A 15,097-nucleotide genomic window follows, 5' to 3' on the forward strand; every position below is an offset into this window, starting at 1 on the left:
GCATGGCCGTGGTTGCCGCGAAAGCCCGACAGGTATAGGGTTATCGTTATATCTTTCCGAATATAGCTGTATGAGGCTGCCGAGGCATGCTCCCACTCTCCCGCAGGATCGCCGCGCTGCTGCTCGGTTCCATTCTCATGTTCGGCTCCGGAGCGGGCTGGGCGGTGGAGGACCGGGTGGTCGTGATGACCAGCTACCCGGACGAACTGGTCCAACGCTACGAGCAGGCGTTCGAGCGCGCCAATCCCGGCACCGACCTGCAAGTGGTCTGGAAACCGTCGCGCGACGCCGCGGTGGAACTGGCCAAGCCCGACCAGGGCGGCGTCGATGTCTACTGGACGCCCTCGCTCAGCAGCTTTCCGCGGCTGCGCGACGCAGGGGCCTTCCGGTCGCTGGCGGTGGACCGCGCCGTCCTGCCGGGCGTGGTCGACGGGCAGTTCGTCTCCGACCGCCGGGGCTTCTTCGAGGCGTTCGAGGTCGCCGGCTACGGGCTGATCGTCAACCCGGCGGCTCTCGCCCGCGACCGCCTGCCGCAGCCGGCGACATGGCGCGATCTGGCGGCGACGCGCTGGACGGGACAGCTGGCCCTGCCCATCGCCGGGCAGGTCGGCTTCTCCGGAGCGCTCTACGACATCCTGTTGCAGGCGGAGGGCTGGGAGGCCGGCTGGGCCCTGCTCGGCGAGGCGGCGGCCGACGCGACGCTGGTCGGCAGCGGCGGGCAGGTCAGCGAAAGCGTGGTCAACGGCGAGGCCGACGTCGCCGTGACGGTGGATTTCTTCGCCCGCAGCGCCATCGCCAACGGTCATCCGGTGGCGCTGGTCTACCCGCCGCGCACCGCCTTCCTGCCGGCCCAGGTGGCGATCACCAGGGCCGCGCCGCACCCGGACGCGGCGCGCGCCTTCGTCGATTTCGTGCTGTCGGCGCCGGGGCAGGCGCTGCTGTTCCACCCCGACATCCGCCGCTATCCGGTGCGCCCCGACGTCTATGCCCAGGCGCCGGCCGGCACCGTCAATCCCTTTCAGAGGGTCGGGGCCGAACCCTACGCCTACGACATGGAGACGGGGCTGAACCGCCACGGCCTGATCGCGGCGCTGTTCGACACCCTGATCGCCGGGCGGCAGGACCGGCTGAAGACCCTGTGGGGCGCCATCCACGCCGCCGAAGCCGCCCTGCCCAATAATGCCGAGCCAACCAACAAGCCCGACCCGGAGCGCGCCGCCCTGGTGAGCAGGGCGCGCACGCTGGCCGGCTTCGTTCCGGTTGCCGGCGCCGACGCCGACCGCCTCGCGCCAATCTTCCAGGACCGCCGGTCCAATCGCAATCCGGAGGAGCAGGCGGCCGTACGGAAAGACTGGTCCGCCCGCATCGACGCCGCCCATGCCGAGGCGCTGGACCTCGCCCGCCGGGCGCTGCCGACGCCATGAGACGGGTTCTCCCTCTCGCCGCCGCCCTGCTGGTCGCCGCGACGCCCTTGCGGGCCGACGAGGCGGTGACGGTGCCCGTGCAGGGCCGCGACGCCTTCTCCAGGCCGCTGCCGGCTCTCGACCCCGCTCACCGTGCCGCCTTCCATGCTGGCCGCTCGCTGTTCCAGCAGGTGTGGACCGTCGGCCCGTCGGAGGTGCGGCCCGATCTCGACGGGCTCGGCCCGCTGTTCAACCGGCAATCCTGCATCGCCTGCCACGCCAAGAACGGCCGCGGCGAACCGCCGGAGGGCGAGAACGACAGCATGCGCTCCACCCTGGTCCGGCTGTCGGTGCCCGGCGGCAGGGCGGGCGCCGCGCCGCAGCCGCATCCGGTCTATGGCGACCAGTTCAACCCCGACGGCATCCCCGGCGTGCCGGGCGAGGGCCGGGCGACGCTGGTCTGGTCGGAGCGCATCGACCGTCTGGCCGACGGCACCCCGGTCGCCCTGCGGCGGCCGGACCTGCGGCTGGGCAATCTCGGCTACGGGCCGTTGGGGCCGGAGGTGATGATTTCGGTGCGGATGGCGCCGCCGATCGTCGGGCTCGGCCTGCTGGAGGCGGTGCCGGAGGCCGACCTGCTGGCGCTCGCCGATCCGGACGACCGCGACGGCGACGGGGTGCGCGGGCGGGTCAATCTGGTGTGGGATGCGGCGCGCGGCGCCTTCGCAATCGGCCGCTTCGGGTTGAAGGCCAACCAGCCGAGCCTGCGCCAGCAGAATGCCGGCGCCTTCGACGGCGACCTCGGCCTGACCTCCACGCTGTTTCCGCAGCATGGCTGCACGGCGGCGCAGACCGCCTGCCGCGCGGCAGCGGGAGAGGATACGGGGAATGTCGGACCGGAGCTGAGCGACGAACAGCTCGATCTGGTGACGCTCTACACCCGCGCACTCGCGGTGCCGGCACGGCGCAACGCCGACGATCCCCTGGTGCGGGTGGGAGAAGACCTGTTCGCCGCCATCGGCTGCGCCGCCTGCCACACCCCGACCCTGCGCACCGGCGCGTCGCCGGCCCTGCCGGAACTCGCCGGCCGGACCATCCACCCCTTTACCGACCTGCTGCTGCACGACCTGGGCGAGGGGCTGGCGGACGGGCGGCCGGATTTCCAGGCGACCGGCCGGCAGTGGCGAACGCCGCCGCTGTGGGGGCTCGGCCTGACCGCGGCGGTCACCGACCGCCCGACCTACCTGCATGACGGCCGTGCCCGCACCCCGCTGGAGGCCATTCTCTGGCACGGCGGCGAGGCTGAACCGGCGCGCGAGGCGGTCCGCCGCATGCCTTCGCTGAACCGCAAGGCACTGCTCGCCTTCCTCGACTCCCTGTAACGCCACATCCCACAGCGCTTCTATATTCTTCCGAATATAGCGAAACCGCCAGCGGGCGCTTGAAGGGTCCGGTTTAAGCGCCCGGCCGGGATCAGAAGCTGTAGCGCGCGGTGACGAACATCGTCCGGCCCGGCTCCGGGAAACCGTCGGCCAGCGAATAGTTGGCGTCGAACAGGTTGCGCACCCCGGCCGACAGTTGGGCGTTGGCGGTCAGGTCGTAGCTGGCCTGGAGATTGGCCAGGACATAACCGCCGTTGCCGAGGAACACGGTGCCCGCGGTGCTCTGGCTGTAGCGGCCGCTCGCCGCCTCGACGCTCGGGACGATGCCGAGCTGTTCGGTCGGCCGCCAGTCGGCATGCAGGAACAGCTTGTGGTTCGGCGTGCCGACCGCCTTCAGGTTGGGGATGTTGGGGTCGGACAGCGTCCGGATGGTCAGCGTGTAGTTGCCGCCGACCTCCAGCGTCGGGGTCAGTCTGGTGGTGACGGCGACCTCGAAACCGCGATAGAGGCCGGAGGCCATGTTGCGGCTCTGCGTCGTCGACTGGCCGTTGATGACGATTGGCGCGTTGGCGATCACGTCGCGCAGGCGGCTGAGGAAGACGGCGCCCTCGACACGGGTGGACCCGAAGCGCTCCGACGCGCCAATCTCGTAGTTGATCGCCTTTTCCGGCTTCAGGTCGGGATTGGAGGCGGCGCCGTTGAACCGGGTGCTGAAGCGCTCGAAGATGCTGGGGAAGCGGCTGCGGGCGGAGATGCTGGCATGCGCCTCGCCGGTCCTGGAGAAGCGGTAGACCACGGCGCCCTGGGCATTGGTGGCGTCGCTGTCGGCGCGCTTGTAGTCGATCATCGAGCCGGTGGCGGTGCCGTTCCAGTCCTGCGCCTCATGCAGGCGGCGCCAGTCGTGGCTGGCGCCGATCACGATGTCCAGCGCGTCCGTGGCGTGGAAACTGTTCTCCAGCGCGACCGACCAGGTGTCCTCCAGATCCCGCTGCTTGGGCTCCAGGAAATTGCCGGGGTAGAGGCGCTGCCATTCCTTGTGGTCGTCGCGGCGGAAATGCAGGGCGCCCTTCAGCGTGTTCATCGGGATCAGGTCGGTGCCCAGTTCGGCGCTGCCGCCATAGGCCTTGTCGTCATAATAGCTGCGGAAGGAACGTGACGTCGCCTGCCGCGTCAGGCCGGCATCGTCGAAGGAGTAAAGCCCGTTCTGGAAGGTGTTGTAGTAGAGCTTGGTCTTTGCGTAGGACGCGCTGCCGATCCTGGTGTTCGACAGCCAATAGACGCTCTGCAAATCCCAGTAGGGCCAGCTCCAGTAGCGCTGGTTGGCGACGGTGTCGTTCACGTTCAGCGGAGCACCCTTCCTGCCCGACTGCTTCTGGACATTGATCGAGTATTCGTCGGTGTCGTTGGGCGTGAAGCCGGCCTTCAGGTTGACCGACCAGTCCCTGGTCTGCGACTGGTTGCGGTTGCCGCCATTCTCCGACGCCACCGGCTTGAAGCTCTCCGGCAGGCGGCTGTGGGTGGTCTCGGTTTTGGTGCCGCTGGCTTGCAGGTAGAAGCGTTCCTGCCGGGTGCCGGCCATGCCGTAGGTGGTGTAGCCGCCCAGGGCCGCCCGGTTGTCGAAGGACAGCCCCTGGCGCAGCTCCGCTTCGAAGGCGCGGGTCGGCTTGCGGGTGACGAGGTTGATGGCGCCGCCCATGGCGCCCGGTCCGTCCAGCACCGAGGCGTAGCCCTTCGACACCTGGATTTCCGACAGGTCGGGGGTCAGCAGGCGGCCGAAATCGAGCCGGTTGTCGGCGGGAAGATAGATCCGCACGCCATCCATCATCACCGGAATCTGGTAGCGGTCGAAGCCGCGGATATAGACCAGCCGTTCGTTGCGCTGCCCGCCGGTCGTCGACGAGGTGACGCCGGGAATGATGTCCATCGCCTGATCGAGCGACTGCTTGTTGAAGGTCTGCATCTCGTCCGCCGACAGGCTGGACCCGCCGATCGGCTGCCCGGCCGCCTGGGCCGACACGTTGATCTGGCCGAGCGTGAAGACGCCGGCCCCGGCATTGGCGGCCGGATCGCTGGCGGCATCGGCCGCGACCGCCCCACCGGCGCCCAGCACCCCAATCGTAAACGTAATATACAGACAGGAATTACGCATCTCGCCCCCAATGGTAAGCCGTTTCCCTCTCACCGATGCGGAAGCCCCCTGCGGACCCCACCTGCTCGCCGCAATCGATGTATCTGTACGGATATATCGATTGCGGCCACTCTGTCAAAAGGCTCTCTGCCTTGGGAGCAGGACGATGCGTCACTCAAGGCATGGCGTGCGGCCTCGCCGGGACGATGTCGCCATAGCAGTCGGAGTGATGGGCGCAGGCATCACAGACGGTGGGCCGGTCGGCGGGCCGGCCTTCGGCGAGGAGCCGCTCGTAGAAGAAGCGTTTCCAGCGCAGCTTGCGGGTGTTGGCGGACGCCAGCGGATGGAAATGGCGCCGCAGCAGGTCCGCCAGGGAGTTGCGCCCCGCCAGCCCGAGGGAGCGCCAGAGATGGTCGTTTTCGACGCAAGCGCGCGCGATGATGACGGCGAAGGCCGCGGCAACCGGCTGGTCCGTGCTGCGGTTGCGCAGCAGCAGGCCGAGGAAGTCCTCCTCCTCGCGCTTCAACCGAATGATCTCCGGCCGGACGATCTCCGGCGCGGCGATGTCCAGGGAGACGGGACAGCCGTGGCGATGCTCCGCTTCCGCGTCGGCCAGACGATGGACGTGCCGGGAAAAGCAGTGCCCCGGCGTCCAGCCGGCGGCGGCCTCCGGGAAGACGGCCCCGACCAGGGCGGCCAGCCTGTCCGGGGGCAGCCCCAACGCGCATGGGTAGGGTGCCGCCGCATCGCTGCAACGGCGCAGCAGCATGCGCCCGAGATCCTGCGTATCGGCAAGGCCGCCGGATGCCGAGTACGCCATCAGGCGATGGTAAGCCGCCGAGTCCGTCACGCCCGCCTCTCATCGATCATGGTCATCCGTATCTGATGTTTAGTACGGCAACGGGAAACGCGCCACGAGCTGGCGCACGCGGCCATTGGTCTCAGGGCCGCAGGCGTTGAGCGTTCCGCTACGGACGGCCTTAAGCGTATCGAGCATGAACCCGGCGATCCCGCGATGGTCGTCGACGCGGAAACCACGCGACGTACCGGCGGCGCTTCTACGGTTTGACCACCGCCAGAAAGGCGTTCGCCAGCTTCTTGACGGCATTCTCGATCTCGGCCGGCGTGTAAGCGGCAAAGCCCATCAGGAAACCGCCCTTGGCGTCGCTCGTTGCGTAAAGTGCCGTCAATCCCAGAAGCTCGACCCCGACACGCCGCCCGGCGTCGATCGCCATACGCTCCGACAGATCGCCAATGAGCAGACACGGCATTTGCAGTCCGCCGATTGGAACGCGCGGCTCGACGAAATCGGACAGATGCTTTTGAACGAGGTCGACGAGCACATCGAGACGTTCGGCATAGATGGCGCGCATGGTGCGCACATAGGCGCCGAAATGCCCTCCCTCCATGAAACGGGCAAGCGTCAGTTGCGGCATCGGAGCCGAATGCCCATCAAGCAGGGTGCGCGCCACCGTCATCGGCTTTACGAGCTGGGGCGGCAGCACGACGTAGCCGATCCGCAAACCCGGAAACAGCGACTTGGTGAAGGTGCCGATGTAGATGGTCCGGTCATGGACATCGAGCCCCTGCAAACAGGCGGTCGGCTTGCCCGCATAGTGGAACTCGCTGTCGTAATCGTCCTCAATGATCCAGGCCTGATGCCGCGAGGCCCATTCGATGAGCGCAAGGCGGCGATCCAGCGCCAGTGTGGCTCCGGTTGGAAACTGGTGGGAAGGCGTCAGGGAAACGGCTTTCGCCTTGCGGGGCTCGGCAATTATCTGATCGACGACGATGCCCTGCCGATCCACACGAACCGGCACGCATTCCAACCCCGCCGCATCGAATGCTTTGCGTGCGCCGTAATAGGCGGGATCTTCGATGAAGATGCGGTCGCCGGGATCGAGCAGCATGTTGGCGCAAAGCGACATGGCCTGCTGCGAACTGGTGAGGATGAGCACCCGGTCGGCCGTGGCGCGGGCTCCCCGTTCAAGATTCACATAGTCGGCGATGGCGCGGCGCAGCGGTTCGGTCCCCTGCGGATCGCCATGAAACAGCGTCTGCCCGCTGGCCTCTTTGCGCACCTGTCGCTCCAGCCTTTCCCAGAGCCGAAGCGGAAAAGTACGGGTTTCCGGCACGCCATGCGCGAAGGGTCGCGGAATCATCATCTCGCGCACCCCGCCGCTGCGGGACATTGCGGCCCCGCGTCTGCTGAGGTTCGGGGCCTGATTGCGCGCGAGCGCGTCACGCCGGGATAGCCGGAGCCCCGGCGTGAACTCCGTCATCTCGGCGACGAAGCTGCCGCTGCCGACCCGGCGGTCGATGAAGCCCTCGGCATGAAGCTGGGCGTAGGCGGCTTCAACCGTGTCGCGCGACACACCGAGCGATTTGGCGAGCGGGCGTGAGGCTGGCAACGGCTTCCCACGCCCGAGCGCGCCATCGACGATCAGCTGCCGGATTGCCCGTTGAATCCGCGCATGGAGCGGCATCGCGGAATGGGCGGGATGGGCAATCCATGCCTTCACGGATTCCAGTTGGGAATGCTTGAACAAATGGTCTGAATCTCTCGAACGAAGTGGATGGGCAATTCAGGCCATTGGCCGGCTATTTGTCAATGCAGCGGTTTTGGCCTGTGCGCCCCGAACTTCAGGAGACCCATCAGGATCATGTCCTTACATGCTTCACCTTCGTCGATCCGCTTGAACGACCTGACCCATCCCATCGTGGCGGGGCTGATCTCCGTGATCGTCAACTATGGCGGCACCTTCATCCTGGTGTTTCAGGCGGCGAAGGTCGCTGGGTTAAGCCCCGAACTCACGGCCTCATGGGTCTGGTCGGTTTCCGTAGGCGTCGGACTGACGGGACTGTTCCTGAGCTGGCGCTTTCGCGAGCCGATCATCACCGCCTGGTCCACGCCGGCGGCGGCGTTTCTCGTCACCGCGCTGGCGACGACACCCTATGCGGAAGCGGTCGGCGCTTACATGATCTCGGCAGTGGCCTTCGTCGCGCTCGGTCTTTCGGGCTATTTCGAGAAGGTCATCCGGCTGATCCCGCCGGGGATCGCCTCCGGGCTGCTGGCCGGCATCCTGCTGCAATTCGGCGTCGGTGCCTTCGGTGGTGCGAGCGTCGATCCACTGCTCGTCGGACTGCTGATTGTCGCCTATGTCGTGCTGAAGCGCTTTTCCGCCCGTTATGCCGTGGTCGGCATCCTCGTTCTCGGGCTGGTGTTCCTGCTGACGCAGAGCCGGGTGGATCTGTCGGGGCTGAAGCTTGAATTCGCCGCGCCCGTCTTCACGATACCGGCGTTTTCGCTGAATGCGCTGCTGTCTGTCGCGTTGCCGCTGTTTCTCATCACGCTGACCGGCCAGTACATGCCGGGGATGCTGGTGCTGCGGAACGACGGCTTCAAGACCAGCGCCAATCCCATCGTCACTGTGACCGGCCTTGGCTCGCTCATCATGGCCCCATTCGGCTCGCACGCCTTCAACATCGCGGCTATCACGGCGGCGATCGCCACCGGCAGGGAAGCGCATGAAGACCCGCGAAAGCGCTGGATCGCAGGCATCGCGGCCGGCTGCTTCTATGTGCTGGTCGGCGTGTTCGGGGTGACGCTCGCCGCCGTCTTCATGGCCTTCCCGGCCACCTTCATCACCACGCTTGCCGGTCTGGCATTGCTTGGCACCATCGGCGGCAGCCTTGCCGGAGCGATGGCCGATCCGACATCGCGTGAAGCGGCGCTCATCACCTTCCTGGCATCCGCGGCGAACATCAAGCTGCTCGGCGTCGGCGGGGCCTTCTGGGGGTTGGTGATCGGTCTTGTCGCCTACCTCGTCCTGAACGGCCGCCTGCCGCGCCGCGAGCAGGCCGGCCTCACCATGACCGAAAGGACCGCGAAGTGACAACGATGACCATTTCCGTCATCTCGATCCAGACCCAGGTCGCGCATGTGCTGAATGTTGCGGCGGTTCTGATGACCTTGCTGTCTGACGAAGATGGTGTGGCGGGGATCGCGGCTACTTGTCGCGCTCGCACGCCGTCGGAGGACGTCCGCCCGGCGGTGCCCGCCACAGCGACACCCACCAGCGGTCCAGCGCGGCACGGTCGCAGGGCAGCCTGACGGTCAGCCCGTCGGCAAGGTCGAGCCAGTGGGGGAAGAGCGCCTCGGGCACCGCGATGACCGCCGGCACCTCGCGCAGCATCGCGAGATGCAGGACATCGAGCAGGCCGGAGCCGTTGAGTTCCTGCCAGCCGAAGCGGTTCAGCACGACGATGTCAGGCCGCCCTTCGACCAGAACGGCCAGCCTCCGTCCAATCCCGGCGAGGCTTTCGCCGCCGGGATCCTCATCGGGAGAGGGGCTGCCCTGGCCGGAAAGCAGGCGGAAGCCATGCGCCGCCCGCCCCTCCACCGGTGCCTCCCGGCGGACCTGCACGATCCCCACCGCGTCGAAACCCTGCGTCTGGAGGTCGAGCAGGAAACCGGAGAGCAGCCTGTCGGGGTCGTCCGTGCCGCCATAGACGACCGCCGCGACGTCCGAGCGGTCGTCGAACGGGGGTCGGACCGGCGGCATGCGGGCGAGGGACGGATGTTCGGGGCGGGGGCGGGGCACGGTCAGCGCTCCCCGCCCGACGGCAGGCCGACCGGGTCGAAACCGAAGCGCGCCAGCGTCGCCTGCCCCTCCGGCGACAGGATCGCCAGCATCAGCCCGACGGCGGCCGGCTTCTGGAGACTGGCGATCGCCAGGCCATATTCGGGACCGGTGGCGTAGGGCGGCGGAACCGGCACCACCTGGAGATCGGGCGTGGCCTGGCGCCGCTGCTCGGCGCCGCTGCAATAGGCGATCATGACGGTGATGTCGCCGCGCGCGAAGGCCGACGCGATCGGGTCGGGATCGGACGGATCGGCGGCGGTGCTGCCGCCGACGATCTTCTTCGCCTTGGCGTCGAGCGCGGCGAAGGCGCCGGGATGCTGCTGCCCGATCCGCTGGAACATCTCCCAGGTGTAGTCGCCGCCGGGGTCGGCCTTGGGCGTCGAGGTGCCGACCCGCACCGACGGGTCGAGCAGCCGCTCGGCGAAGGACGCCGGCTCCAGCTTTGCCTCGGGTTTGGCGAAGGCGCACAGCCGGTTGCGGGTGAACATCGCCACGGCGGCGGCCCGCCCGTCCTTGCGCAGGGTCAGCGCATGTCCCATGTCGGCCGAGGTGAAGAGATCGACCGCCTCGCCCGCCTCGATCCGGTCGCGCATCAGGCCGGACGGTCCGAAGACGGTGCGCACGCTGTTGCCGGTCGCCTTGGCATAATCGGCGGCGATGGCGGTCATCGCGGCGCGCAGGCTGCCCGCCCCATAGAGGACCAGCTCCTCGGCGCGCGCCGTGGACACGGGCATGGCGGACAAGGAGACGGCGGCGGTGGCGGCCAGCAGCGTCAGGGTGGCAAGACGGCGGAACGGTATCATGGAACCTCGACCTCGATCGGTGGGGCGGCGATGGCCGCGATGAAGGTGGCGATGCTGGCGCTGCGCAGCGGGATGAAGGGTTTGCCGGCCTGACGGCACAGCGTCTTGATGCGCCCGGCGGCGGCATGGCTGACGCAGTCCACCGGGAAGAAGGCGATGTCGGCCTGGCTGATCAGGCCGGGCAGCAGGGCCGTGCTGTCCTCGATCCCGCCGTCGTGGGCGAGCATCGTGCCGCCCCGCCGCGCGGTCACCGTCCGCAGGGCGCCGATCAGGCCGGGCCGTCCGCCGACATAGAGCAACCGCCGGCCGGCGAGATCGCCTGGATTGGCATCCTCGCCGCATCCCCGTCCGCAGGCGCCGTCATCCGCCAGCTCCGCTTCGAAGGCGGCAAGTTCGGCCTGGAGCGTCTTCTCCCGTGCTTCCAGGGCGGCGATGCAGTGTCCCGCGCTCCGCAGCGCCTCCTCCGCCTCCGCCAGACGCGCGGCCAGGACGCCAGCGTGCGCTTTCTCGTCGTTCAGCTTGCGCCGCAGCGTGTCGGCGTCTTCGGCCGGGAACGGGGCCGGGAGCGGCGCCATGGACCGTTCACGTCTCGCCCGCGCGGCCAGACCTTCCAGGGTCTCCAGCCGGCGCAACAGTGCGTCCCGCTCCTCGGCCGCCCTCTTCAGCCGCGCCTGCTGGCGGGAAATGGTGTCGTCGCGCTCGGCCAGACCCTGTTCCGCCCGGCGCAGCCGCGCGATGTCGAGCCGGTTGGAGGAGCCGACCATGTGCGACAGCATGTGGACCTCGCCGAACACCTCCTGTGCCAGCACGACATCGGTGGCTGGATGGGTCAGCACGGCCCAATAGGCGCCGGGGATGTCGCCCTGCTCGAAGGACTGGAGCCAGAGCCGGCGGACCTCCCCAGCCGTACCGGCCTTGGCGAAGCGGCGGACCGCCGTATCGTGGCGCCGATCCAGCGTCTTGTGCAGCAGCTTGCCGGTCGTGCCGCGTTGTCCGGCCAACTGGACAGCACGGCCATGAAGGAGGTGATCGCTCGCGGTGCGGGCGTCGGCGTCACCCAGCTTGACGAAGAACTGGCGCAGTTCGCCGGTGCTCAGACAGGTGCCGATGACGGAGCAATGCAGGTTCGGCGCGATGTCCCAGATGCGGGCTCGGCGCGTGCCGGCGGGCGTCGGAGCCGGATCGGGAAAGGCGGCGGCCCATTCGTCATGAAGCAGCGCGCCGACCGCGCCGGCGGCGGACCTGCGAAGAACCGGGAGATGGACCATCGGGATGCCCGCACCTCTATATTCGACTGAATATAACGTAGCAGGCCCGGCGAGGATCGGGCAATCATCCTGTTGCGCGACTGTGGACGCGGAAGCCGGGTTGGGCGATGCGCGGCCATATGGCATGCCTTTCCTTGACCATTGTAGCGTCTACCCCTACCCTCCGGCCCGGTTCATGCTGGGGAGGGGATGGTGAAGGGCGACGAGTTGCGGACCCATCGGGAAACGAAAGGGCTGTCGCAGTCCGAGTTCGCCGTCTGGCTGAACGAACGGCTGCAGCGCCGCTACGACAAGCAGAAGATCAGCCGCTGGGAAAATGACGCGGAGCGCATCCCGGCGGCAGTCGATGCACTGATGACGCGCGAAATCAACGGGCCGGAGCCGGAAAGGCTGGGCGGCCCGGCGCTGGTCGTCGTCGTGGCGAACCAGAAGGGCGGCTGCGCCAAAACGGTGTCGGCGGTGAACATCGCCTCGGCGCTGGCGATCAAGGGCTACGCCACCATGCTGATCGACTGCGATCCGCAGGCCAACGCCACCCAGCATCTCGGCATCGACTCCTACACCATGGAGACGGAGGGCAAGACCCTCTACTACGTCATGCATGGCGATCTGGAGCTGGACGACATCCTGGTCACCGTGCCGGAAAGCGGCCTGCGCGTCGCCCCCTCCTCCATCCGCCTCGCCGAGACCGAGGTGGAGCTGGGCAAGGAGGCCGGCGGCGACTTCATCATGAAGGAGAAGATCGCCGCGGCGAAGCGCAGCTTCGACTTCATCGTCATCGACACGCCCCCCAACATCGGCGAGCTGACCAAGAACGCCATGGTCGCCGCCCACACCGCGGTCATCCCCTGCCAGACCGAGAAGTTCAGCCTGCTCGGCATGGCCTTCCTGCTGGAAAACGTCACCAAGATCCGCCGCCGGATGAACACCGGCCTGTCGGTGCTCGGCATCGTGCCGACCATCTTCAAGCAGCGCGAACGCAACGACCGCGAGGTTCTGGAACAGATCCACGAGGAATACGGCCCGCATCTGCGGGTTTTCGATCCGGTGCCGAAGGCGTCGGTCTATGCCCAGGCGACCTCGGTCGGCCGTGCGGCGGTGGAAGCGATGCCGGACGTGGCCGGCGCCGCCGTCTACCGCGATGTCGCATCCGCCCTGGCCGAGGAACGCACCGCCCGCATCAAGGAGGTCGACCGTGTCGCGTAGTCTTCTCGGCAAGGCAACCAAGCCGGCGCAGAGCGCCACCGCAGCCGCCCGGATGAAGGACGCGCTGTTCGGCCTCAGCCGCCATGCGCCGCATCTGGTGGAGGTGTCGGTCGACCGCATCGCCCCCAACCCGAACCAGCCGCGCCGCGAGTTCGACGAGGAGGAATTGCGCGGCCTCGCGTCCTCCATCGAGCGCCACGGGCTGCAACAGCCCATCGGCGTGCGCCAGACCGCCGACGACCGGTGGCAGCTGGTCTATGGCGAGCGGCGGCTGCGGGCGATGCGGATGCTGGGGCGGGAGACCATCTTCGGCATCCTGTTCACCGGCGACGACGACGAGGAGATCGCCATCGTCGAGAACCTTCAGCGCAGCGACCTGAACCCGCTGGAGGAATCCGACGCGCTGGCCCGGCTGGCCGAGCGGCACGGCTACTCCCACCGCCAGCTCGCCGAAGCGCTTGGCCGCAAGAAGACCTACGTCACCATGATGCTGTCCTTCCAGCGTCTGGCCCCGGCGATCCGCGAGGACTATCCCCTGCTGCGCCCGACCAAGGCGAAGCTGGAGGCGCTCGCCGCCATCGACGACCGGGACGAGCAGCTCCGCGCCTGGGAGAAGCTGAAGCGCGCCGAGATGGGCTCCCTGCCCTCCTCCCCGGCGGCACCCGCCGCCGCTCCGTCCAGGCGCGAGCCGGTCAGCGCGCCTGCCGGCATCGCCTCCAGCGCCCTGCCCGCCCGGACCGCCAAGCCGGTGTTCCAGGCCCGTGACGTGCTGCGGGAACTCCAGGCCAAGCCGCAGTCGCTGTCCGACACCGACCGTCAGGCGCTGGCCGACATGCGCAACGCCATCGACGCGATCCTGGCCGCGGCCGGACAGTAAGCCCGGTCGGAATCCGACCACCCGTCTTGCCGTGGTCGGATTCCGACCGGGTTCCTGAACTCTCCAAAAATTGCCCTCTCCCGCCCCGGGAGAGGGAGGGGACCCACGAAGTGGGGAGGGTGAGGGGTGATCCAAGAATCCCGAACCGCATGGCTTCCTGCCTGCCCCCTCACCCTTCCCACCGCTTCGCGGCGGGCCCCTTCCCTCTCCCGGGACGGGAGAGGGAATCTCACCGCCCCTCCCCTCTCCCATCCGCCAGCCAATGCCCGATGGGCGTCCGCGGGGTGTCGGACACCTCGCTCCAGCCCGGTGGGACGCCATGCATATCGGGCAGGCGGTGGGCGATGCCCTTGTGGCAGTCGATGCAGGTGCGCTCCCCGGTGAACAGATACTGTTCGTGGATGCGCGCCGCCCGCGACCCCTGCTTGGTGATGTCCATCGAGTCCGCGCTGTGGCAGTTGCGGCATTCCAGCGAGTTGTTGGCCTTCAGCCGCGCCCATTCATGCTCGGCCAGTTCGCGGCGTTTCGCGACGAACTTGTCGCGGGTGTCGATGGTGCCGAAGATCTTGCCCCACACCTCCTTCGACGCCTGCATCTTGCGGGCGATCTTGTCGGTCCACTGGTGCGGCACATGGCAGTCGGGACAGGTCGCCCGCACGCCGGACCGGTTGGTGAAGTGGATGGTCTGCTTCAGCTCCTCATAGGGGTTGGCCTGCATCTCGTGGCAGCCGATGCAGAAGGCCTCCCGGTTGGTCGCCTCCAGCGCGGTGTTGAAGCCGCCCCAGAACACCACGCCGGCGATGAAGCCGCCCAGCGTCAGGAAGCCCAGGCTGAAGGTCCGGCTGGGGCTGGAGAAGGTCCGCCACGCCGTCTTCAGCGACACCGGGATGCGCGGCTTCATGGACGGTCCCCCCGGTCGGACGGCCGGCTGACCAGGGTGTCCAGATCCTTGAAGCTGTTGGGAACGATGGGCTGCGCCGTGGTCTGCGGCACATGGCACTGCATGCAGAAATACCGCCGCGGCGACACCGCGCCCAGCGTCTGGCCCTCGCGGTCGACGTAATGGGTGATGCTGACCATCGGCGCCTGCACCGCCTCGGTGAAGCGGCGGCTGTGGCAGGTCAGGCACTGGTTGTTGTTCAGCGTGATCTGATAGTCGCGGACATTGTGCGGGATGACCGGCGGCTGTTCGGGATAGTTGCGGGCGACGCGGCGGTCATCGGTGACGTCCGGCGGGATCGGCGGGGCAGGGTTCTGCTCGACGAAATTCACCGGCGGGCGGAAGGGCGAGTCCAGACGGCGCGGTTCCGTATTCTGTGCCGAGAGCACCGCCGGCACGAGGAAGGGCAGGGCCGCCAGCGCGGCAAGGTGATGGGGACGCATG

At 68.1% G+C, this 15,097-nt stretch carries 13 protein-coding genes; 5 read left to right on the plus strand and 8 right to left on the minus strand.

The features are described from left to right. The first annotated feature begins 86 nt into the window (after positions 1–86). Positions 87–1,424 carry an ABC transporter substrate-binding protein gene (locus VH569_RS23150; protein ID WP_423318269.1) on the plus strand — a complete coding sequence of 446 codons (1,338 nt, stop codon included), beginning with the start codon at positions 87–89 and terminating at the stop codon, positions 1,422–1,424. Further along, positions 1,421–2,785: a di-heme oxidoredictase family protein gene (locus VH569_RS23155; protein WP_423318271.1), complete on the plus strand. Its 1,365-nt coding sequence runs from the start codon at positions 1,421–1,423 to the stop codon at positions 2,783–2,785. The genes VH569_RS23150 and VH569_RS23155 overlap by 4 nt, the downstream gene beginning before the upstream one ends. A 91-nt stretch (positions 2,786–2,876) precedes the next feature. Here the strand turns inward: VH569_RS23155 and VH569_RS23160 are convergent, their stop codons facing one another. The 3 genes from VH569_RS23160 to VH569_RS23170 form a co-directional block, all read right to left on the minus strand. Further along, positions 2,877–4,895 carry a TonB-dependent receptor plug domain-containing protein gene (locus tag VH569_RS23160; protein WP_423318273.1) on the minus strand — a complete coding sequence of 673 codons (2,019 nt, stop codon included), beginning with the start codon at positions 4,893–4,895 and terminating at the stop codon, positions 2,877–2,879. A 193-nt stretch (positions 4,896–5,088) separates the two neighbouring features. Then, entirely contained in the window at positions 5,089–5,763 is a 675-nt protein-coding gene (locus tag VH569_RS23165) for a nitrogen fixation protein NifQ (RefSeq protein ID WP_423318275.1), read from the minus strand. A gap of 208 nt (positions 5,764–5,971) precedes the next feature. Continuing rightward, positions 5,972–7,462 (minus strand): PLP-dependent aminotransferase family protein, encoded by a 1,491-nt coding sequence (locus VH569_RS23170; protein ID WP_423318277.1) that lies wholly within the window; start codon positions 7,460–7,462, stop codon positions 5,972–5,974. A 114-nt stretch (positions 7,463–7,576) separates the two neighbouring features. On the opposite strand from VH569_RS23170, the gene VH569_RS23175 reads away from it, so the two are divergent. Next, positions 7,577–8,809, plus strand: coding sequence for a benzoate/H(+) symporter BenE family transporter (locus tag VH569_RS23175; protein WP_423318279.1), 1,233 nt, complete (start codon positions 7,577–7,579; stop codon positions 8,807–8,809). Positions 8,810–8,923: 114 nt separating this feature from the next. Here the strand turns inward: VH569_RS23175 and VH569_RS23180 are convergent, their stop codons facing one another. Genes VH569_RS23180 through VH569_RS23190 form a run of 3 tightly spaced genes read right to left on the minus strand, consistent with a single transcriptional unit; the run spans position 8,924 to position 11,630 of the window. Further along, the gene (locus VH569_RS23180) at positions 8,924–9,517 is read right to left on the minus strand and encodes a DUF2478 domain-containing protein (RefSeq protein WP_423318281.1); all 594 of its coding nucleotides are present in this window, start codon (positions 9,515–9,517) and stop codon (positions 8,924–8,926) included. 2 nt (positions 9,518–9,519) lie between these two features. Beyond that, on the minus strand, positions 9,520–10,362 hold the full coding sequence (locus VH569_RS23185) for a substrate-binding domain-containing protein (protein WP_423318283.1): 843 nt from the start codon (positions 10,360–10,362) through the stop codon (positions 9,520–9,522). After that, entirely contained in the window at positions 10,359–11,630 is a 1,272-nt protein-coding gene (locus tag VH569_RS23190) for a DUF2325 domain-containing protein (protein ID WP_423318284.1), read from the minus strand. Before VH569_RS23190 ends, VH569_RS23185 begins: the two co-directional genes overlap by 4 nt. A 189-nt stretch (positions 11,631–11,819) precedes the next feature. Here VH569_RS23190 and VH569_RS23195 point away from each other — a divergent pair, with 189 nt between their 5' ends. Both VH569_RS23195 and VH569_RS23200 read left to right on the plus strand, forming a co-directional pair. Further along, a complete protein-coding gene (locus VH569_RS23195) occupies positions 11,820–12,836 on the plus strand; it encodes an AAA family ATPase (protein ID WP_376963976.1) in 1,017 nt (338 codons plus the stop codon). Then, positions 12,826–13,713, plus strand: coding sequence for a ParB/RepB/Spo0J family partition protein (locus tag VH569_RS23200; protein WP_423318286.1), 888 nt, complete (start codon positions 12,826–12,828; stop codon positions 13,711–13,713). Before VH569_RS23195 ends, VH569_RS23200 begins: the two co-directional genes overlap by 11 nt. 229 nt (positions 13,714–13,942) lie before the next feature. Here the strand turns inward: VH569_RS23200 and VH569_RS23205 are convergent, their stop codons facing one another. Next, on the minus strand, positions 13,943–14,614 hold the full coding sequence (locus VH569_RS23205; protein ID WP_423318288.1) for a cytochrome c3 family protein: 672 nt from the start codon (positions 14,612–14,614) through the stop codon (positions 13,943–13,945). After that, the gene (locus VH569_RS23210) at positions 14,611–15,096 is read right to left on the minus strand and encodes a nitrate reductase cytochrome c-type subunit (RefSeq protein WP_423318290.1); all 486 of its coding nucleotides are present in this window, start codon (positions 15,094–15,096) and stop codon (positions 14,611–14,613) included. Before VH569_RS23210 ends, VH569_RS23205 begins: the two co-directional genes overlap by 4 nt. Between the last annotated feature and the right edge of the window lies 1 nt (position 15,097).

Origin of the sequence: Azospirillum sp. 11R-A (assembly GCF_049472615.1) — a bacterium.
GTDB classification, from domain to species: Bacteria; Pseudomonadota; Alphaproteobacteria; order Azospirillales; family Azospirillaceae; genus Azospirillum; species Azospirillum palustre.